17 protein-coding genes are annotated in these 19,457 nt (G+C 62.1%); 12 read left to right on the forward strand and 5 right to left on the reverse strand.

What is annotated here, in order from left to right; genetic code table 11:
* Positions 1–8 precede the first annotated feature (8 nt).
* Positions 9–959, forward strand: a complete 951-nt coding sequence (locus tag ABWV64_RS11340; protein ID WP_353345259.1) for a hypothetical protein — start codon at positions 9–11, stop codon at positions 957–959.
* Entirely contained in the window at positions 922–3,051 is a 2,130-nt protein-coding gene (scpA, locus tag ABWV64_RS11345; protein WP_353345261.1) for a methylmalonyl-CoA mutase, read from the forward strand. Before ABWV64_RS11340 ends, scpA begins: the two co-directional genes overlap by 38 nt.
* A 107-nt stretch (positions 3,052–3,158) precedes the next feature.
* Here the strand turns inward: scpA and nhaA are convergent, their stop codons facing one another.
* The gene (gene nhaA / locus ABWV64_RS11350) at positions 3,159–4,355 is read right to left on the reverse strand and encodes a Na+/H+ antiporter NhaA (RefSeq protein ID WP_353345262.1); all 1,197 of its coding nucleotides are present in this window, start codon (positions 4,353–4,355) and stop codon (positions 3,159–3,161) included.
* Positions 4,356–4,501: 146 nt separating this feature from the next.
* On the opposite strand from nhaA, the gene ABWV64_RS11355 reads away from it, so the two are divergent.
* From ABWV64_RS11355 to ABWV64_RS11370, 4 genes are read left to right on the forward strand one after another with little or no spacing between them, the layout of a single operon-like run.
* A complete protein-coding gene (locus tag ABWV64_RS11355; protein WP_353345941.1) occupies positions 4,502–5,005 on the forward strand; it encodes a GNAT family N-acetyltransferase in 504 nt (167 codons plus the stop codon).
* A gap of 31 nt (positions 5,006–5,036) precedes the next feature.
* Positions 5,037–5,732: a TerB family tellurite resistance protein gene (locus tag ABWV64_RS11360; RefSeq protein WP_353345263.1), complete on the forward strand. Its 696-nt coding sequence runs from the start codon at positions 5,037–5,039 to the stop codon at positions 5,730–5,732.
* Positions 5,732–6,766 carry an endonuclease/exonuclease/phosphatase family protein gene (locus tag ABWV64_RS11365; RefSeq protein WP_353345264.1) on the forward strand — a complete coding sequence of 345 codons (1,035 nt, stop codon included), beginning with the start codon at positions 5,732–5,734 and terminating at the stop codon, positions 6,764–6,766. Before ABWV64_RS11360 ends, ABWV64_RS11365 begins: the two co-directional genes overlap by 1 nt.
* A 42-nt stretch (positions 6,767–6,808) precedes the next feature.
* Positions 6,809–7,219 carry a hypothetical protein gene (locus tag ABWV64_RS11370; protein ID WP_353345265.1) on the forward strand — a complete coding sequence of 137 codons (411 nt, stop codon included), beginning with the start codon at positions 6,809–6,811 and terminating at the stop codon, positions 7,217–7,219.
* 2 nt (positions 7,220–7,221) lie between these two features.
* Here the strand turns inward: ABWV64_RS11370 and ABWV64_RS11375 are convergent, their stop codons facing one another.
* From ABWV64_RS11375 to ABWV64_RS11390, 4 genes are all read right to left on the reverse strand, one after another.
* Positions 7,222–8,781 carry a Ppx/GppA family phosphatase gene (locus tag ABWV64_RS11375; protein WP_353345267.1) on the reverse strand — a complete coding sequence of 520 codons (1,560 nt, stop codon included), beginning with the start codon at positions 8,779–8,781 and terminating at the stop codon, positions 7,222–7,224.
* A gap of 109 nt (positions 8,782–8,890) precedes the next feature.
* Complete coding sequence (locus ABWV64_RS11380; protein WP_353345269.1) at positions 8,891–11,065, reverse strand: RNA degradosome polyphosphate kinase; 2,175 nt, start codon at positions 11,063–11,065, stop codon at positions 8,891–8,893.
* A 184-nt stretch (positions 11,066–11,249) separates the two neighbouring features.
* A complete protein-coding gene (locus ABWV64_RS11385; RefSeq protein WP_353345271.1) occupies positions 11,250–11,966 on the reverse strand; it encodes a DnaA/Hda family protein in 717 nt (238 codons plus the stop codon).
* Positions 11,963–13,060 carry an AI-2E family transporter gene (locus ABWV64_RS11390; protein WP_353345273.1) on the reverse strand — a complete coding sequence of 366 codons (1,098 nt, stop codon included), beginning with the start codon at positions 13,058–13,060 and terminating at the stop codon, positions 11,963–11,965. Before ABWV64_RS11390 ends, ABWV64_RS11385 begins: the two co-directional genes overlap by 4 nt.
* Positions 13,061–13,321: 261 nt before the next feature.
* Between ABWV64_RS11390 and ABWV64_RS11395 the strand changes: the two genes are divergently transcribed.
* The 6 genes from ABWV64_RS11395 to ABWV64_RS11420 all read left to right on the forward strand — a co-directional run bounded on the left by ABWV64_RS11395 (position 13,322) and on the right by ABWV64_RS11420 (position 19,348).
* Positions 13,322–14,176 (forward strand): hypothetical protein, encoded by an 855-nt coding sequence (locus ABWV64_RS11395; RefSeq protein WP_353345275.1) that lies wholly within the window; start codon positions 13,322–13,324, stop codon positions 14,174–14,176.
* A gap of 147 nt (positions 14,177–14,323) precedes the next feature.
* Positions 14,324–15,664, forward strand: coding sequence for a proline--tRNA ligase (gene proS / locus ABWV64_RS11400; RefSeq protein WP_353345277.1), 1,341 nt, complete (start codon positions 14,324–14,326; stop codon positions 15,662–15,664).
* Entirely contained in the window at positions 15,648–16,691 is a 1,044-nt protein-coding gene (locus ABWV64_RS11405; RefSeq protein ID WP_353345279.1) for a serine hydrolase domain-containing protein, read from the forward strand. The genes proS and ABWV64_RS11405 overlap by 17 nt, the downstream gene beginning before the upstream one ends.
* Before the next feature lie 96 nt (positions 16,692–16,787).
* The gene (locus ABWV64_RS11410; RefSeq protein WP_353345281.1) at positions 16,788–17,300 is read left to right on the forward strand and encodes a DUF2937 family protein; all 513 of its coding nucleotides are present in this window, start codon (positions 16,788–16,790) and stop codon (positions 17,298–17,300) included.
* An 85-nt stretch (positions 17,301–17,385) separates the two neighbouring features.
* Positions 17,386–18,672 carry a lipoprotein-releasing ABC transporter permease subunit gene (locus ABWV64_RS11415; RefSeq protein WP_353345283.1) on the forward strand — a complete coding sequence of 429 codons (1,287 nt, stop codon included), beginning with the start codon at positions 17,386–17,388 and terminating at the stop codon, positions 18,670–18,672.
* Positions 18,665–19,348 (forward strand): ABC transporter ATP-binding protein, encoded by a 684-nt coding sequence (locus ABWV64_RS11420; RefSeq protein WP_353345285.1) that lies wholly within the window; start codon positions 18,665–18,667, stop codon positions 19,346–19,348. Before ABWV64_RS11415 ends, ABWV64_RS11420 begins: the two co-directional genes overlap by 8 nt.
* Positions 19,349–19,457: the final 109 nt, after the last annotated feature.

The raw sequence follows: 19,457 nt of genomic DNA on the forward strand, positions 1-19,457 counted from the left end.
GAACGGCTATGGACGTGATTTTGCATATCGGGGCGCACAGAACGGCGTCGACCAGTTTCCAGACCTATCTGCGCGAGAATGCGCAGCGTCTGTCCCGCGATGGCATCGGGTTTTGGGGGCCGCGCCGCACCCGCAGCGGCGGCGTTTTCTCCGGTATCATGCCGGTGCCAAGTTCGGTGCCCCCCGCACGTCAGTTCCGCCTCGCACGCGGCCGTATTCTCACGCAGGCCAGTATTGCGCAAAAGGCCGGATGCGAGACGCTGATCGTATCGGACGAGAATATGATCGGCTCCTCGCGCCGCAACTTGCAAAAATCGCGTCTCTATCCGGATGTGGGAGAGCGTTTGGCGCGTTATCTCGAAGGGTTTGACGGGCGCGTGTCGCGCATTGCCCTGTCAATCCGCAGCCTCGAAAGCTTTTGGGCCTCGCAAATCGCCTTTTCGGTCGAGCGCGGTTACCGCGTGCCCGATGCCGAGGCGCTGGACCGTTTGGTCACACAGCCGCGCGCATGGCGCGATGTGATCACCGATATGCGCGATGCCGCGCCCGATGTCGAAATTCTGGTCATGCCATATGAAAGCTTTGGCGGGCGCCCCGAGCGCAAGCTGGGCCATATGGTGCATCACGCCATCAAACCGCCGCTGCTGCATTCGCGCGAATGGCTCAACCGCCGCCCCGATCTGCCCGCCCTGCGCGCGGCTCTCGAAGAGCGCGGCGATGATCCGTCGATCCTGCCCGAGGGCACGGGCCGCTGGAACCCCTTTGACGCAAGCCAGACAGCGGCTTTGCGTGAAACCTATGCGGACGATCTTTACTGGCTGCGCGCCGGTGCGGATGGTCTGGCGACACTGACCGAGGAAACCGGACCGGACATGGCGGGAATGACATCGCCAGACGGTCTGCCGATAAGAGGACAAACCGATGGTATCGAAGAACGACGCATGGCGGGAAATCGCTGAAAAAGAACTGCGCGGCAAAACCGTAGAAGACCTGACTTGGAACACCCTTGAGGGGATCGAGGTCAAACCGCTCTACACCGAAGAGGACACCAAGGATCTGGCCCATCTGGGCACGATCCCTGGCGCGGCGCCCTTCACGCGCGGGGTCAAGGCGACGATGTATGCGGGCCGCCCTTGGACGATCCGCCAATACGCCGGTTTCTCCACCGCCGAAGAAAGCAACGCCTTTTACCGCAAGGCCTTGGCCGCAGGGCAGCAGGGCGTGTCGGTCGCCTTTGATCTGGCCACCCACCGCGGTTACGACAGCGACCACCCGCGCGTGGTCGGCGATGTCGGCAAGGCGGGCGTGGCCATCGACAGCGTCGAGGATATGAAAATCCTCTTTGACGGCATTCCACTCGACAAAGTGTCGGTCTCGATGACCATGAACGGCGCGGTGATCCCGATCCTCGCCAATTTCATCGTCACGGGCCAAGAGCAGGGCCATGACAAGGCGCTGCTTGCAGGCACGATCCAGAACGACATTCTCAAAGAATTCATGGTGCGCAACACCTATATCTATCCGCCCGAACCATCGATGCGGATCATCTCGGACATCATCGAATATACTTCGAACGAGATGCCGAAATTCAACTCGATCTCGATCTCGGGCTATCACATGCAAGAGGCGGGCGCGAACCTCGTGCAGGAATTGGCCTATACTTTGGCCGACGGGCGCGAATATGTGCGCGCGGCGATTGAGGCGGGCATGGACGTGGATAAATTCGCGGGCCGCCTGTCGTTCTTCTTTGCCATCGGCATGAATTTCTTCATGGAAGCAGCAAAGCTGCGCGCGGCGCGGATGCTGTGGCACCGGATCATGACCGAGTTCGGCGCCAAATCCGACCGCAGCAAAATGCTGCGCACCCATTGCCAGACCTCGGGCGTCAGCTTGCAAGAGCAAGACCCCTATAACAACGTCGTGCGCACCGCCTATGAGGCGATGTCGGCGGCTTTGGGCGGCACGCAGTCCTTGCACACCAATGCCTTGGACGAAGCCATCGCCTTGCCGACCGAATTCTCGGCGCGCATCGCCCGCAACACGCAGTTGATCTTGCAAGAAGAGACCGGCGTGACCAATGTGGTCGATCCTCTGGCGGGCTCCTATTACGTCGAAAGCCTGACGGCGGAACTGGCCGAAAAAGCTTGGGCCTTGATCGAGGAGGTCGAGGAAATGGGCGGCATGACCAAGGCCGTGGCCTCCGGCATGCCCAAATTGCGGATCGAGGAATCCGCGGCCATGCGCCAAGCCATGATCGACCGCGGCGACGAGGTGATCGTCGGGGTGAACAAATACCGTTTGGACAAGGAAGACCCGATCGACATCTTGGACATCGACAACGCCGCCGTGCGGGTCAGCCAAGTGGCGCGTCTGGAAAACATGCGCAGCACCCGCGATGAAGCCGCGTGCCAAGCCGCCTTGGACGAATTGACCCGCCGCACCACCGAGGGCGGCAATCTTCTGGAGGCGGCTGTGGAAGCCGCGCGCGCACGTGCATCCGTGGGGGAAATCAGCATGGCAATGGAGAAGACATTCGGGCGTCACCGCGCCGAAGTGAAAACCTTGGCGGGCGTTTACGGCGCGGCCTATGAGGGCGACGAAGGCTTTGCCACGATCCAGAAATCGGTCGAGGAGTTTGCCGAGGCCGAAGGCCGCCGCCCGCGGATGCTGGTGGTGAAAATGGGGCAGGACGGGCACGACCGCGGCGCCAAGGTCATCGCCACGGCCTTTGCCGATATCGGTTTTGACGTCGACGTCGGCCCCCTGTTCCAGACCCCCGAAGAGGCGGCGCAGGATGCGGTGGACAATGACGTGCATGTCATCGGCATCTCGTCTCAGGCGGCGGGCCACAAGACATTGGCACCGCAACTCATCGAGGCTTTGAAGGCCAAGGACGCGGGCGATATCTTGGTCATCTGCGGCGGGGTGATCCCGCAGCAGGACTATGATTTCTTGAAAAAAGCAGGCGTGAAAGCGATCTTTGGTCCCGGCACCAATATCCCCGAGGCGGCGCAGGATATCTTGCGTCTGATCCGCGAGGCGCGCGCCTAACCACAAGCCGCATCAGACATGAGAAAGGCCCGCAGCGAGAGCTGCGGGCCTTTTGCGTCGTAAGGCGCTGCTCGGGGGCCCGTTCAAGAGGGGGCGTTGCCGCGATCTTAGGTGTTTACCGCAGGCGCGGCCAATTCCTCGGGCTCGTCCACCTTGGAGGCGATCTTGAGCACCACAAAGCCCAACACCCCCGATACAATCGAGCCAGCCAGAACCCCCAGCCGCACATCATTCATCAATTCGGGCGAGGAGAAGCTTAGCGATCCGATGAACAGCGACATGGTAAAGCCGATCCCCGCAAGGCAGGCGATGCCGTAGATGTGCAGCCAGTTCGCCCCGCTCGGCATCCGCGCCAGCCCCAGTTTGACCATGGCAAAGGTGATGCCAAAGACCCCCAATTGCTTGCCCACGATCAGGCCCAAAGCAATGCCAAGCGGCAAGGGCGCCAAGAGGTCGGCAAAGGACAGACCCGCCAAGACCACACCCGCGTTGGCAAAGGCAAATACTGGCACGATGATGTAGAGCACATAGGGTTCGAGCGCGTGTTCAAGCGCATGCAACGGCGATTTGCCCCATTTGTCCTTGAGCGGAATAAGGAAGGCGGTGATCACGCCGGCCAGCGTCGCATGCACGCCCGATTTCAACACAAAGGCCCACATGATCGCGCCCAGCAAGATCGCAGGCGCCACGCGGTGCGCGCCCTTGAAATTGAGCCAGACAAGCCCCGCCAGCGGGAAGAGCGCGAGGTAGAGATAATCGATTTTCAGCTCGGCCGTGTAGAACAGCGCGATGATGATGATCGCGCCCAAATCGTCCAAGATCGCCAATGTGAGCAAGAACACCTTGAGCGAGCTTGGCACGCCCTTGCCGACCAAGGCCAGAATGCCCAAGGCAAAGGCAATATCGGTCGCCGCCGGAATGGCCCATCCGTCCATCGTGGCCGCATTGCCCCAGTTGATCATCACATAGATCACCGCAGGCACGATCATCCCGCCCACGGCGGCCATGCCCGGAAGCACGACATCGGCAGGGTTCTTGAGCTTGCCTTCAAGCATCTCGCGTTTAAGCTCAAGCCCGATCAGGAAGAAAAAGATCGCCATCAACCCGTCGTTGATCCACAAAAGCAAAGGTTTTTCAATGCCTTCGCCATTGAGCGTGAGGGCGAGGTAGCTGCCCAAGGCGCTTTCATATGTTCCGCGCAGCATCGAATTGGCCACGATCAAAGCGGCCACTGCAGAGAGCATCAACAAGATGCCTCCCGCCGCGTCATGGCGAAAAAAACGGTCGATGGCGCGTATCAGCATTGTCATTCCCTGTTTTGCAAATCTAATCTGTGCACAAGATGGGGCCTGCCCCGCGCGCTTCAAGCTGCAAATCTGTATTTTAGAAGCGTTTTTCTCAGGTATGACAGTTTTGCCGCGCTTGCGCCCCAACGGACCCCTTTGCCATGCTGATACGCCCCGCCACCGCCGCCGATTTGCCCGCAATTGTCGAAATCTGGACGCCGGTCATCCGCGACACGACGATCACCTTCTCGTCGCAGATTCGCACGCCCGAAATGGTCGCGGATATGATCGAGATGCGCCGCGCCGCAGGGCGGGAATTTTTCGTCGCCGATATTGCGCAGCAGGGCGGCGCGCCGCGGATCGGCGGTTTTGCCAGCTATGACCAGTTTCGCGGCGGCAATGGCTATCTGCACGCCATGGAGCATACCATCATCCTTGCCCCCGACGCGCGCGGCATGGGGGCAGGGCGCGCCTTGATGGCGGCGGTGAATGATCATGCCTCGGCGGCAGGGGCGCATACGATGGTCGCGGCCATCGACGGCGACAACACCAATGCACAAGCCTTTCACGCCGCCATCGGCTTTGAGCACGTTGGCCGTTTGCCCCAGTCAGGGCGCAAATTCGACCGCTGGCTCGATTTGGTGTTGATGCAGAAGATTATCGGCTGACGGCCCGCGCCGCGCGCGGTAGGGTGGGGCCATGTCGATTTGGACCCGCATAAGTGACGCCCTCTCCGCCTTGCGCGGCGGCGAAGGCCTGTCTGCCGTTTTTGACCGCCTGCGCACGCCGCCCGAGCGCTCGGTCGGCTTTACCATTGCGGTGATCGCCTTGGGCGCGAAAATGGCCAAGGCCGACGGGCAGGTGACTCGCGACGAGGTCACCGCCTTTCGCGAGGTGTTCCAGATTGCCGCCGAGGACGAGGCGGGCGCGGCCCGCGTGTTCAACCTTGCCCGCCAAGACGTGGCGGGCTTCGAAGACTATGCGCGCCGGATCAAATCGCTGTTCTCGCAGCAAGACGGCACCCTGTGCGATGTGATGGAGGGGCTGTTCCATATCGCTATGGCGGACGGCAACTATCATCCAGGCGAAGATGCCTTTTTGGCCCGCGTGGCGGAGATTTTCGGCCTGCCAGAGGCCAGTTTCCGAAGCCTGCGCGCGCGTTTTGTCAAAGATGCGCCGCCCGATCCCTATGCGGTTTTGGGGGTCGCCCCCGACGCCCCGATGGAAGAGGTGCGCGCCGCGTGGCGGCGCAGCGTGCGCGAAAGCCATCCCGACCGGCTGCAAGCGCGCGGCGTGCCGCCCGAAGCGGTGCGTATGGCCGAAAAACGGCTGGTGGATATCAACCGCGCATGGGCGGAAATCTCTGCCGCGCAAGGCAGCCTTGTGAGCAGCTGATGCGGATTGCCACCTATAATGTCGAATGGTTCAATTCGCTCTTCGACGACAAGGGCGCGCTGCTCGAAGATGGCAAATGGTCGAGCCGCTATAACGTCACCCGCAATGACCAGATCACCGCGCTTGGCATCGTTTTTACCGCGCTGGACGCCGATGCGATCATGGTGATCGAGGCACCCGACCAAAACGGCCGCCGCGCGACGGTGCCCGCTTTGGAAAATTTCGCCAAACGCTTTGGCCTGCGCGCGCGCCGCGCCGTGATGGGGTTTGAAAACGATACGCAGCAGGAAATCGCGCTGCTCTATGATCCCGATGCGATGCGCGCGCGCCATGATCCGGTCAGCGCCCCGACGGGCCTGCGCGGGGCCGAAGTGCCCGATGTTGCGCCGCGTTTCGACGGGGCCTTTCACATCGACCTCGATATCGATGCGACCGAGGATGTGGTGGCATTTTCCAAACCGCCCTTGGAACTTGCCATCGACACCACATCGGGCGTGCAATTGCGCATGATCGGCGCGCATCTCAAATCCAAGGCCCCTCATGGCGCGCGCAATGACGACGAGGTGATGCAAATCTCGATTGCCAACCGGCGCAAGCAACTGGCGCAGGCGATCTGGCTGCGCCGCCGCGTGGTCGGGCATCTGCAGGCGGGCGAGCCGGTGATCGTTCTGGGCGATCTCAATGACGGTCCGGGGTTGGATGAATATGAAAACCTCTTTGGCCGCTCCTCGATCGAGATCGTGATGGGCGACGGCGACGGGCCTGCGCTTTTTGACCCCCATGCGCGGCTGGCCTTGGCGAGCCGCACCGGCGCGGCGCCCACCAGCGCGCGGTTCTACATCGATCAAACCAAATCCTATCTTCAGGCGATGCTCGATTACATCATGGTCTCGCCCGATCTGGCGGCGCGCGCGCCGGTCTGGCGCATCTGGCACCCGTTTGACGATCCCAGATGCTGGGCCGTGCCGGAATTGCGCGATGCGCTGATCATGGCCTCCGATCATTTTCCCGTGACGCTCGACATCGATCTTTAGGCGGCGCTTATCATCGCGGCGAAGGTGGCCTATATTGGCGCTATGACACAGGTCCGAACGCCCCTTTTTGCGATTGCTCTTGCGCTGTTTCTGGCGCTGCCCGCGCCGCGCGCCCATGCGCAGGACGCGCCGCCGCAGATGTCCGAGACGGATGAGGGTCTATCGCTTTTGGAGCAGGGCGCGCGGATGCTTTTGCGCGGGCTGGCCCAAGAGATGGGGCCTGCGCTCGATGATCTGCGCGAGGGGGCGCAAGAGTTGGAGCCGGTCCTGCGCGATCTGGTGCAAAACATGGGGCCGGCGCTGCACGATTTGCTGGACAAGGTCGGTGATCTGAGCGCGTTCGAGCCGCCCGAGGTCTTGCCGAACGGGGATATCTTGCTGCGCCGCAAACCGGCGCCGCGCGATCCGGCCGTGCCCGCGCAGCCCGCGCCCGAGGGCAGTGTCGATCTATAACCCTAGGGCGCGCGGTCCTTTTTGATGCGCACTTCGACCTCGGCCCCAAGCGCCAGCGCCAAGGAATTGAGCCGCGCTTCGGCCACTTCGCCAAACAGCGGGCGCGCCTCTTCGGTCAGGAAGAGCTCGAGCTTTTTCTTCTTGGGGAAATAGCGCAACTCGCCGATTTCATGGTCCTTTTCGAGCCAGAGCATCGCAGCAAAGCGCAGCGCCTTGCCCACGACTTCGGCCTCGTTTTGCGCCTTTTCCGGCAGCAGCCCATACATTTCTTCGAACCGCGTGCCTTCGCGGCTGTTGCGATAGCGGTGCAGCAAGGCGAGGCCCAGAAACACCCGCTCTTGATGGCTGATCCCGCCCAAATTCGCCCGCGTGGCCAGATCGAAACAGGTCTCGGCGCGGTAATCGGGATGGGCGCGCCATGACACATCGTGCAAAAGACAGGCCGCCTTGATCAACCTTTTGCGGTCGTCATTGGCCCCTTTGAACAGAGGATAAAGGAATTGAAACAAGGTCTTACCAAAACCGGGCAGGCGCGCGTCCTTGGCCTCGGCAAAGCGGCAGGCCTCGATCAACGGATCGCGATCACGCAGCTTTTGCGGCATTTGCTCGTAAAGCATCCCCTCGCGGATACCGTAAGAGGAAATCGCTATGTCGCGCGGGCGGAAGGTTTTGACCACCTCCTTGAGCACCTCGATGGCCAAGGGCACCAGAGCCATCCGCGCCGAGGAGACGCCGCAGCGCTGGCGCAATTCCTCGCCGTCGTTTTGCGCGATATACTCCGCCGTGGCGCGCACCGAACGCGTCGTCATCCGGTATTCGTGCAGCACATGCAAAGGATAGCCGCGCCGCTCCATATCGATGCGCGCAATCGCCCGCCATGATCCACCGACCAGAAACAAGCGGTCCTCTTGCGGGCCAAGGCGCGCCGACAGATCGGCCAGAATGCTTTTGATATGGGCTTTGCGGCCCTTCTTGCCGCCCTTCACATCCGACAGTTTGAGCGGCCCCAAGGGCGAGGTGACGCGTTTGCCGACGCGGCCATTGGCAATCTCGGCCAATTCCATCGACGAGCCGCCGATATCGCACACCAGCCCGTACGAGCCAGGCCAGCCGAGCAAAACCCCCTGCGCCGAAAGCCGCGCCTCTTCCTCGCCGTCGATAACCCAGATTTTCACGCCGGTCTCGCGCGCGACCTCATCGCGAAAGTCCAATCCGTCCTCGGCCTCGCGCACGGCGGCGGTGGCGGCGGTGGTCAAAGGGCCGGTGCCCATGCTTTGCGCCAAAAGCTGGAAACGTGCGATGGCCTTGAGGGCGCGGGCGCGCCCTTCGGGGTTGAGCCGTCCGGTTTCCGACAGGCCCTTGCCAAGCGCGCACATGATTTTTTCGTTGTAAAAATAGGCAGGCGAGCGCGCCGCCCCGTCAAACACCACCAAGCGCACCGAGTTCGAGCCGACATCCAAAACCCCGACACGGCGCAGCGCCCGCGCCGACGGATCATTGAAAATCGGCCGTCCGAAACGGGCTTCTGATTGCTGCGCTGCGGGGATGCTATCTGCGGTCAACGACACACCTCATCGGTTTGGCTTGGATCGCCCTTCGCCCCTTTATGTCCCCGTGCTGCGGGGGCGTCAATCGCGGGCGCGCCCTGAGGCCCGCGCGCCTGACGCCCGGTCAATCATGCGCGTGGGTGAGTTGCGGCACATCCGCCGCCCCCGCCGATCCGCGCCCCGAAAGCGAGGGGTTTTCCATAAAGAAGCGGTGGCAGTTAAAGGCAAATTCGCCCTCGGTGACCTCGGCGCGGGCAAAATGCCCGTCCGGTTTCATCACCCAGCTTTGCGCCACATCGGCCAGATTGGCGGCCATGACCTGATCCATGATCTGTGCCTTGACGGTGTCGTTCTTGATCTCGACCAAGGTTTCGACGCGGCGGTTCAAATTGCGGCCCATCCAGTCGGCGGAGGAAATATAGACCCGCGCTTTTTTATGCGGCAAACCGTGGCCATTGCCGAAACAGACGATGCGCGAATGCTCCAGATAGCGGCCGATGATCGATTTGACGCGGATGTTTTCCGACAATCCCTCGATCCCTGGCCGTAGCCCGCAAATCCCGCGAATGACGAGGCTGATTTTGACGCCTGCCTGCGAGGCGGCATAGAGCGCGTCAATCACCTCCGGATCGACCAAAGAGTTCATCTTGGCCCAGATTTCCGCAGGCTTGCCGGCGCGCGCGTAATCGGCCTCGGCGGCGATCATCTCAAGCAGGCGCGGTTTGAGCGAGATCGGCGAGATGGCAAGGTTTTCCAAGCCTTCGGGCTGCACATAGCCGGACAGGTAATTGAACACTTTGGTCGCGTCGCGCCCCAGTTCGGCATTGCAGGTGAACAGCGACAGGTCGGTATAGATACGCGCCGTGATCGGGTGGTAATTGCCCGTGCCGTAATGGGTGTAGGTCACAAGGTTGTCGCCCTCGCGCCGCACAACGGTCGAGATTTTCGCATGGGTCTTGAGGTCCAGAAATCCGTAAACCACATGGGCGCCCGCGCGTTCGAGCCGCCGCGACTGACGGATATTGGCGGCCTCGTCGAACCGTGCCTTGAGCTCCACCAAGGCGGTGACCGATTTGCCATCCTCGGCCGCTTCGCACAGCGCATCGACGATGGGCGAATGTTTCGAGGTGCGGTAAAGCGTTTGCTTGATCGCCACGACATCGGGGTCGCGCGCGGCTTGTTGCAAGAACCGCACCACCATATCGAAGGTCTCATAGGGGTGGTGGAGCAGCATATCCTTTTGCCGGATTGCCGAGAACATATCGCCGTCGTGGTCCTGCACCCGTTCGGGCACCCGCGGGGTGAAGCTGGGCCACAACAGGTCGGGACGGCTGTCGAGCACCAATTCGCCAAGGTCCGAAATGCCAATCAAACCGTTGACCTCGACCACCTCGTCGTCGGTGACATGCAGCTCTTCCATGATCACACGGCTCAGCCCCTTGGGCGCATCGGCCGACACTTTCATCCGCACCACTTCGCCCCGCCGCCGCCGTTTGAGCGCGACTTCAAATTCGCGCACAAGGTCTTCGGCCTCGTCCTCGACCTCCAGATCGCTGTCGCGCAGCACCCGAAAGGTGCAATGGCCCTTGGCCTTATACCCCGGAAACAGGCTGCTCAGATGCAGCAGCAAAAGCTCTTCGAGCGGCAAGAAGCGCTGCGTGCCATCCGCCGAGGGCAGGGGGACAAAACGGGCGATTTGTTGCGGGATCGGCAAGAGCGCGCGCAGGGCGCGTTTGTCCTTGGCCCGCTCCAGTTGCAGCGCCAAGGAATAGCCGGTGTTGGGAATGAAGGGAAACGGATGCGCCGGATCAATCGCCAGCGGCGAGAGCACCGGAAACACCTTGCCCAAGAAGAAATCGGTCAGATAGGCGCGGTCTTCCTCGCCGATATCCTTTTGGCTCAGGATGCTGATCCCTGCCTCTTCCATCTCGGCGCGCAGGGCGGTGAAAATCCTTTGCTGCGCCTCCATCAAGGCGCGCGCGTCCTCGTTGATCAGCACCAGTTGCTCGGCCGGAGATAGCCCGTCAGAGGCGGGCGTTGTATTGCCCGCGCGGGCCAATTCGCGCAGGCCCGCCACGCGCACGGTATAAAATTCGTCCAGATTGGTCGCCGAGATCGACAAGAACCGCAGCCGCTCAAGCAAAGGCACACGGGTATTTTCGGCCTCTTCAAGCACCCGCCAGTTAAAGCCGAGCCAACTGAGCTCGCGGTTGTAGAACCGCCCCGCGCCGGTCGGGTCAAGATCGGGCAAGGCGGTCGGTGCGGGAAAGGGCGCGTTGAGAAAATCGGCTTGTATCATATCGGCCTTATGGCTTGGATGGGTAACGTATTTATGACGGAGAACGCGGCGGCGCATGGCACCTGCTTGGCGGCGCCTCTATGGCCGAGGCGCGCGGCGTCAACGCGTTGATTTTGCGCCCGTTTGCCCCCGTTGTCCAGTGCGCGCGGCCTTGGCTGGCGTCGTATCGGCGCCGCATTGCGCGTTATGATCCGCTCCGGCCTTGATCGCCGTCCGTTTGCGGCCCGTCCGGTCCCGTTTGGCCCAGAATTTTCGCCGCCAAAGAGCGGGTGATCGAACGCCCCTCGGCCAGCGCCGCCGCATCAATCGCCGCCACAACGCGGCGCGCCTCGGCAAAGCTGCGGTCCATATGGGTCGCCAGATAAGAGATCGTATTGGGAGAGGGCGACAGTTGCCGGTCGGCAAACAGTTTCATCACCAAAGCCGCCAGAAGCCTGTCGTCGGGGCGCTCGAGAATGGCGGCAGGCGTGCCTTGCATCCGGCTGGCCAGATCGGGCAGCGTCAGCCCCCATTGCTGCGCCGGACGTTCGGCGGTGATCAACAGGCTGTGCCCCTCGGCCAGCACGAGATTATGCAGGTGGAACAGCGCCTCTTCGGCCTGCGCATCGCCGCTGATATCGGGCACATTCTCGACCGCGATATTGTGGCGCGCCAAGGCGGGAATATCGGAGGCGGCGAGATCTTCGGCCTCCACGATCAGTGCCTGCGCCGCTTCGGCCCAGACATGCACCAGATGGGTTTTGCCCGACCCTTCCGGCCCGATCAGCGCCAGCTTGTGCCCGCTCCAAGTTTGCCACGCGTCGATCATCGCCACCGCCATCGCATTGGCGGGGGAGACGAAAAAATCCTCCCGCCCCAATGCAGCGACACTGGGCAGATCAAATCCGAGTTGACGGCTCATTGCGCGCCCCCGTCCTCGCCCTTTTGCGCCTGTGCGGCGCGGTTGCTGGTGCCTTGGTAGAGCAGGCTGTCGCGGTATTGCTCGGCCCCGAACCGCGCGATCACGCCAAGCGCGGCGGCCACGGGCACGGCGACGAGCATGCCGACAAATCCGAACAGCGTGCCAAAGACCGACAGCGCAAAGATCAGCCACACAGGGTGCAGCCCGACCGAATTGCCCACCAGTTTGGGCGTGAGCACATTGCCTTCGATCACTTGGCCAAGCGCGAAAATCCCCGCGACCAGCCCCAGCGACAGCCAGTCCCCCCAGAATTGGAACAGGCCCAGCCCGATCGCCAAAGCCCCGCCAATCAGCGCGCCAACATAGGGAATAAAGGTGATCAGCCCCGCGATGAACCCGACCACAAGCCCGAATTGCAGCCCCACCAGCATCAGCGCCACGGCATAATACGTCCCCAAGATCAGGCAAACCGTGCCCATCCCGCGAATGAAGCTGGCCAGCGTCTGGTCGATATCGGCGGCCAGACGGCGGATCACCGGCGCATGGTCGCGCGGCAAAAGATCGTCGATCTTGGCGATCATATTGTCCCAATCATAGAGCAAATAGAACGCCACCACCGGCACGATCACCAACAGCATCACCACATTGATGATCGACATGGCCGAGGACAGCACCGTATTGAAGACTTCGCCGCCCTTGGACTGGATCGTATCGCCGATCGCCTTGAGCGATTGATGCAGGGTCGAGCCTTGGTCCAACAGATCGGGGAAGCGCGCGGTCAAAAAGGCGCGCAGATCGTTGAAAAGCTGCGGCGCCGTGTCGATGAGCGACAAGGTCTGCTCGATCAATGTCGGGATCACCAAAAGCGCCATCAGCACGAAAATCAGCAGCGCCACCAATGTGATAATCGCCGTCGCCACCGCCCGCGACGCGCCCGCGCGCTCCAACCGGTCGGCCACCGGATCAAGGAAATAGGCCACCGCCCCGCCCAAAACAAAGGGCAAGATCACATCGCCCAAAAACCACATCAACACAAAAAACACCGCCGCAGCGATGCCCCAGTATTTCAATTGTTCCTTTACGGGCAAAGCCATCCACTCGTCCTTTCACGCCGCTCCTTGCAATGTTGCGCGTGCAGCATGGAATTTCAAGGGCTTGTGGGTCACTCTTCGGGTTTGGGCGGCGGGCGGGGACCATCTCCCGTAACATCGGTTATTGATAATCATTCCGCAGTTCTGGCCAAAATTATTGATACGGGCTTTACACAGTGGCATCCTAGGATGGCCGCAATTATGTCCATACTGAGTTAGAGTATCTGCGGTGCGCTGTGAATTACACGTTATGTGGTCGTATAAATGTCAAATCAAAGCCGTCTTACTCATCGAAGCTGCGGCCAGCTTGATCCGAATAATTGGGTCGCTGAAGGCGATGGACTGTTGGCATCATCCAAGAAGGTCAGGACAATTTGGGAAGAGCATCGGCAAGCGTTTTCCAAAGCCGTGAAGCAGCGTGTCAGCGGTCAGCGGCCCACCGCTGAGGATTGGATACTTCTGAAAGGACTGCCGCGCACTTCGATGCTGTTGCTCGGGTATGCAGTAGAAATGTATCTCAAAGCCGGCATTGCGAAAGCCTACCGCGGATGTGCAAACGAGATGTTCGTTCGCGACGTGAAATACCGGTTCGGGCACAAGCTGAAAGATATGGCGGACGAACTTGCGTTTCCGCATCGAAGCGGTGACGCAGAACACTTTGTAGAGCTGGAAGACTTGGTTCTTGTTGATGCTCGCTATCCCATTGCTGTCCCCGACGACGGATCGTATACAGAAGCAGCGAACGCACAAACCTCGCGCATCTGGTCCTCCGAAAGCTATGATAATTTGTGCTCGATTGCGCAGCGTGTGCGCGACCATGTGTCCCGAATAGACAGCGAATCCTCGAATCCAGCGTCACTTCAATCTTTCAACATTGACGAGGACGGATATCTGGCATTCAGGGTCGGCGGCCACCTCCCGCCAAGGATCACTTACCGTTTAAGCACGGCCATGAAGGATATGAACCTTTGCTCGGCAGAAGACGTAAAGGCGCTTTTTGATGCGAAAGTTCATCATCAGGTGCTGCGGTATTGGGATCGGGCGTGGATATATGAGGATGGGCAACCGGACCGTGGGAAGCCCAAAACGTCGGAGCGCAAAAGGCCCTCGGCGGTCTAGCCATCGGTTCACCGCGCACTCGTCAATGATACGGTTGGGCCTCAGCCTAGCGCAGCGCGGCGGGCAGGGGAAGCGCGCGCGCTCTTGCCCGCGCGGGCGCACTCGCCTAAACCCGTGAGCAACCCAACTTCACGTCAAGGAGCGCCCATGCGCCTGTCCCGTTATTTCCTGCCCGTTCTCAAAGAAACCCCTGCCGAGGCGCAAATTGTCAGCCACCGTCTCATGCTGCGCGCCGGTATGATCAAACAGGCCTCGGCGGGGATTTACTCGTGGTTGCCCTTGGGCTTCAAAGTCCTGCGCAAGATCGAGAATATCGTGCACGAAGAGCAACAGCGCGCGGGGCATATCCCGATGCTCATGCCGACGCTGCAATCGGCGGATTTGTGGCGCAAATCGGGGCGTTATGACGCCTACGGCCCCGAGATGCTGCGCATCACCGACCGGCACGAGCGCGAGATGCTTTATGGTCCCACCAATGAGGAGATGATCACCGATATCGTCGCCAATTACGTGACCTCCTACAAGGCGCTGCCGTTGACGCTTTACCATGTGCAATGGAAATTCCGCGACGAGGTCCGCCCCCGTTTCGGCGTGATGCGCGGGCGCGAATTCTTGATGAAGGACGGGTATAATTTCGACCTGACCCGCGAGGACGCGCTGCATGCCTACAATCGCCATCTGGTCAGCTACCTGCGCACCTATGAGCGCATGGGCCTGCAAGCCATCCCGATGCGCGCCGACAGCGGCCCGATTGGTGGCGACTACACCCATGAATTCCTCGTGCTGGCCGAAACAGGCGAAAGCGAAGTCTTCTATGACAGCGAGGTGACCGATCTGTCCTTCGGGGACCGCGCGATTGACTATGACGACAAGGCGCAATGCGCGGCGGTTCTCGAAGAGTTCACCTCGCGCTATGCCCGCACCGACGAGACCCACGACGAGGCGGCGTTTAATGATATCCCCGAAGAACGCCGCCGCACCGCGCGCGGCATCGAAGTGGGGCAGATTTTCTATTTCGGCACGGAATATTCCGAGAAAATGGGCGCCGTGGTGCAAAACGAGGGCGGCGAGCGCGTGCCGCTGCATATGGGCAGCCACGGCATCGGCGTCAGCCGCCTTTTGGGCGCGATCATCGAGGCCAGCCATGACGACAAGGGCATCATCTGGCCCGAAGGCGTCACGCCCTTCCACGCCGGTATCGTCAACCTCAAACAAGGCGACGCAGACGCCGATGCCGCATGTGAGGCGCTATATGCGGCGATGGAGGCGCGCGGGCTGGAGCCGCTCTATGATGATCGCGACGAGCGGGCAGGGGGCAAATTCGCCTCGATGGACCTGATCGGCCTGCCGTGGCGCATCACCGTGGGGCCGCGCGGTTTGAAAAACGGGGTGGTTGAACTCACCTCGCGCCGCACCGGCGAGAGCGAGGAATTGCCGCCCGAGGCCGCGATTGAAAAGCTGGTGCAGCTTTATGAAGGCCATCTTTAAGCCTTTCAACATCGCCTTGGCGGCGGCGTCCTGCGCGGCGCTGCTGTGGGGCTTCGGGGCGGCGGATGTCGCGCGCGCACAGAGCGCGCCGCGCGCCGCCCCGACCACACCGACCACACAGACCGTCACCCCCCGCGTGGCGGCGGCGTTTACCGATTGGCTGGCGCAAAACAGCCACCCGGGCGGCACTTTGGCGCTGCGCCGAGATGGCAAGCAGGTCACGATTGTGGCCCAAGGCAGCAGGGGGCAGACACCCGCCGAACTGGCCTCGCTTTCCAAATCCATCACCGCGCTCTGTCTGGCCGAGCTGGTCCGCGAAGGGCGGGTCGAGATGACCGCCCCCGTCTCGGCCTATCTGCAGGGCGGCGGAGAGATGCGCCTTGGTGATCTGGCGGCCCATGCGGCGGGGATCACCGCGGATCGCACACAGCGCAAGATGCCCGAATGGTTGGATGATACGCGCCCGCGCTGGGCCAATGTGACCGATCATGCGCTGGATCGCGGCGCCAATGGCGCGCGCGAAAAATTCCACTACAGCAATGAAAACTACGCGATTTTGGGCCGCGTGATCGAGGCCGCAAGCGGCAAACCCTACGAGGAGACATGCCGCGCCCGTGTGTTGGCCCCTGCGGGGGTGACGGGGCGCGCCTCGCCGCGCACGGGGGCGTTTTTGCCATGGGGCGGCTGGATGATGACGGCGGGGGATTTCGCGGCGCTGATCGATCACGGCTATGGCGCGGGCGGCCCGCTTGCGCGGATTGCCGACTGGCCAAGGGTCAAGATCGACGGGCCGGTGCATTACGGCATGGGGATGATGCAGCGCGACATGCCCGCCGCGCGCGGCGGCGGCACCAATCTGTGGCACTTTGGCGCCCTTTGCTTTCCCGATCGCCTGATGACTGGCAGCTATGCCGTGCGCTTTGCCAACGGATGGACCGTCGCGGCGGTCTATGGAACCTGCCCGTCAATGGAGCAGATGCTTGCGCTGGACGCGGCGATTGTCGCGGCGATTTTCGAAGGCCCCTGAGCGCGCGGCGCCATCGCTCTTCGCAGCGCCCACCGCCTGTGATAGGCTGGGTGCGATCTTGCCGCAAAGAGCAGGGCAACAAGATGAGGCAGCACAATGATCGTCAAAACATTGGCATTGGCCGCAGGGCTTGGCGGGGCGGCAAGCTTGTCGCAATTCCCCGAATTCTCGCAACAATATGTGCAACGCTTGGGCGGGGCGGTCGATGAATTGACCCGCATCGCGGAGGATTTCGACGCCTCCGCCCGCGCCGAGGGCTTGGACCGCGCGGCCGCTTTGGCGCAAATGCAGGGCACGGATTTCGTCACCCGCCGCCGCGCCGATATGGAGCGCAGCTTTGCGCGGCTCGAGCGGCTCGAGGCCGATCTGGCGGCGCTGCGCGGGCACGGGCCTTTCATGCGCGCCTACCGCTCGGCCAGCCTGTCCGACCGAGATATCGCCGCGCGCACATGGGGGGATTTCGCCCCCGCCGTGCCGCTCAATATGGCAGGGGCGATTTTTGCCGCGCTTGGTTTTGTCGCCGGATGGGGCGGGCTGCGCGCGCTGGCGGGGCTGTTGCGCCGCGTTTTGCCGCGCCGCAATCCGCGCAGCGGCCCTGCGGGAGCTTGACGCGCGCGCGCCATGGCCTAAGGTCTGCGCCCAGCAGTTGACCGCATAGAGATGCGCCCGAAAAGGGCCGGACAGGACGACAGATATGGCAGGCACGCCCGCGCCCTTTGCCCCCTTCGAATGGATGATCGCATGGCGCTACCTGCGCGCCAAACGTGCCGAAGGCGGCGTGTCGGTGATGACATGGATTTCCCTGATCGGCATCACCTTGGCGGTTTTTGCCTTGATCGCCACGCTGGCCGTGCGCGCCGGATTTCGCGCCGAATTCGTCGATACGATCCTTGGCGCCAATGCCCATGTGACCGTCTATCAATCAGGGCAGGTCAGCCCCACCGGCCAGATCGACCAGAGCATCAAGGACTATACCGCCATGGCCGCCGCCCTGCGCGCCGTGCCCGGCGTGACCCGCGCCGCGCCGCTGATCAAAGGGCAGGTCATGGCCAATTCGCGCAGCCGCAACGCCGGTGTTGAGGTGTTCGGGATCGCCTTGGAGGACCTCAAATCCGTGCCCCGCGTGGCCGGATCGGACAATGCCTACGGCGATATCAACCGTTTGGCCGAAGGGGTCGCCATCGGCTCCGGCGTGGCGCGCGAATTGGGCGTGACCGTCGGCGAAAAGATCAAGCTGATCTCGCCCAACGGCGTCAAAACCGCCTTTGGCACCTCGCCGCGGGTCAAGGCCTATGAGGTGGTCTATGTCTTCACGGCGGGGCGCTACGACATCGACCGCACCCGCGTTTATATGCCCTTCGCCGAGGCGCAATCCTACTTCAACCGCGAAGAGGCCGCCGACGAGATCGAGGTCATGCTGGCCGAGCCCGAGCAAGCCGACGCCATGGCGCTGGCGCTATTGGCAGCAGGCGGGGAGCGCGCGCAGGTCTGGACATGGCGCGACGCCTCGGGCGGGTTTTTGCGCGCCCTCGATATCGAGGACAATGTGATGTTCGTGATCTTGTCGATCCTCGTGCTGATCGCCGCGATGAACATCGTCTCGGGCCTTATTATGTTGGTGAAAAACAAAGGCCGCGACATCGGCATCCTGCGCACGATGGGATTGACCGAAGCGTCGGTCTTGCGGGTGTTTTTCATCTGCGGCGCCTTTACCGGCCTGATCGGCACGGCGCTCGGGGTGATCTTCGGCTGCCTCTTCGCGCTCTATATCGACCCGATTTTCTCCATGGTGAACTACCTGTCGGGCGGCGGGGTCTGGGACCCTGCGGTGCGCGGGATCTACCAATTGCCGGCGAAATTGCAGCTACAGGATGTGATCTCTGCGGTCAGCCTGTCGCTCGGGCTGAGCTTTGTTGTGACCTATTTTCCCGCCCGCCGCGCGGCGCGGATGAACCCTGTGGAGGCGCTGCGCTATGAGTGATCCGGTCTTGCGCCTCTCGGGGATCGAGAAATGCTATAACGCGGGAAAACCCAATGAGGTAAAGGTCTTGTCCGGTGTCGATGTGACCATCGCGGCGGGCGAGGTGGTCGCATTGGTGGCGCCCTCGGGGGCGGGCAAATCGACGCTTTTGCATATTGCGGGTCTGCTTGATGTGGCCGATCGCGGCACGGTCGAGATCGCGGGCGAGGACATGAGCGCGCGCTCTGATCGCAAGCGCACGGCGATGCGCCGCGAGGCGGTGGGCTTTGTCTATCAGTTCCACCATTTGCTGCCCGAATTTACCGCGCTAGAAAACATCACCTTGCCGCAGCTGGCCAATGGCACCCCGCGCCGCGAGGCCGAATTGCGCGCCTATGATCTGATGGCGCGTGTGGGCGTGGAAGGGCGCGCCGCGCACCGTCCCTCGACCATGTCGGGCGGCGAGCAACAGCGCGTCGCCTTTTGCCGTGCGCTGGCCAATGAGCCGCGGCTTTTGCTGGCGGACGAGCCGACCGGAAACCTCGATCCGGCCACATCGGATCAGGTCTTCGGAGCGCTGCTCGATCTGGTGCGCGGCACCAAAATGTCGGCCTTGATTGCCACGCATAACCTTGAATTGGCTGGAAAAATGGACCGCATTCTGCGGCTTGACGGCGGGCGGCTCGTCGGCGGGTAACGCGGGTCAAGGCAAGGCGCGCCGCGCGCGGACCATCGTATGTGGGCCTGCCTCGGCGCGGCGATGGGCCTTGGGGCGCGGGCATGAGGACGCAGCGTGTGGAGCGTAT

The organism is Litorivita sp. NS0012-18, from assembly GCF_040371945.1.
Taxonomy (GTDB): domain Bacteria; phylum Pseudomonadota; class Alphaproteobacteria; order Rhodobacterales; family Rhodobacteraceae; genus Litorivita.

Excerpts from the sequence above, each read along its gene's own strand:
- ABWV64_RS11420 (WP_353345285.1), top strand. The coding sequence starts at position 18,665 with ATGAGTGATCCGGTCTTGCGCCTCTCGGGGATCGAGAAATGCTATAAC.
- ABWV64_RS11390 (WP_353345273.1), bottom strand. The coding sequence starts at position 13,060 with ATGGCTTTGCCCGTAAAGGAACAATTGAAATACTGGGGCATCGCTGCG.
- ABWV64_RS11415 (WP_353345283.1), top strand. The coding sequence starts at position 17,386 with ATGGCAGGCACGCCCGCGCCCTTTGCCCCCTTCGAATGGATGATCGCA.
- ABWV64_RS11380 (WP_353345269.1), bottom strand. The coding sequence starts at position 11,065 with ATGATACAAGCCGATTTTCTCAACGCGCCCTTTCCCGCACCGACCGCC.
- ABWV64_RS11410 (WP_353345281.1), top strand. The coding sequence starts at position 16,788 with ATGATCGTCAAAACATTGGCATTGGCCGCAGGGCTTGGCGGGGCGGCA.
- ABWV64_RS11340 (WP_353345259.1), top strand. The coding sequence starts at position 9 with ATGGACGTGATTTTGCATATCGGGGCGCACAGAACGGCGTCGACCAGT.
- ABWV64_RS11360 (WP_353345263.1), top strand. The coding sequence starts at position 5,037 with ATGTCGATTTGGACCCGCATAAGTGACGCCCTCTCCGCCTTGCGCGGC.
- ABWV64_RS11405 (WP_353345279.1), top strand. The coding sequence starts at position 15,648 with ATGAAGGCCATCTTTAAGCCTTTCAACATCGCCTTGGCGGCGGCGTCC.
- ABWV64_RS11365 (WP_353345264.1), top strand. The coding sequence starts at position 5,732 with ATGCGGATTGCCACCTATAATGTCGAATGGTTCAATTCGCTCTTCGAC.
- ABWV64_RS11395 (WP_353345275.1), top strand. The coding sequence starts at position 13,322 with ATGTCAAATCAAAGCCGTCTTACTCATCGAAGCTGCGGCCAGCTTGAT.
- scpA (WP_353345261.1), top strand. The coding sequence starts at position 922 with ATGGTATCGAAGAACGACGCATGGCGGGAAATCGCTGAAAAAGAACTG.
- nhaA (WP_353345262.1), bottom strand. The coding sequence starts at position 4,355 with ATGCTGATACGCGCCATCGACCGTTTTTTTCGCCATGACGCGGCGGGA.
- proS (WP_353345277.1), top strand. The coding sequence starts at position 14,324 with ATGCGCCTGTCCCGTTATTTCCTGCCCGTTCTCAAAGAAACCCCTGCC.
- ABWV64_RS11370 (WP_353345265.1), top strand. The coding sequence starts at position 6,809 with ATGACACAGGTCCGAACGCCCCTTTTTGCGATTGCTCTTGCGCTGTTT.
- ABWV64_RS11385 (WP_353345271.1), bottom strand. The coding sequence starts at position 11,966 with ATGAGCCGTCAACTCGGATTTGATCTGCCCAGTGTCGCTGCATTGGGG.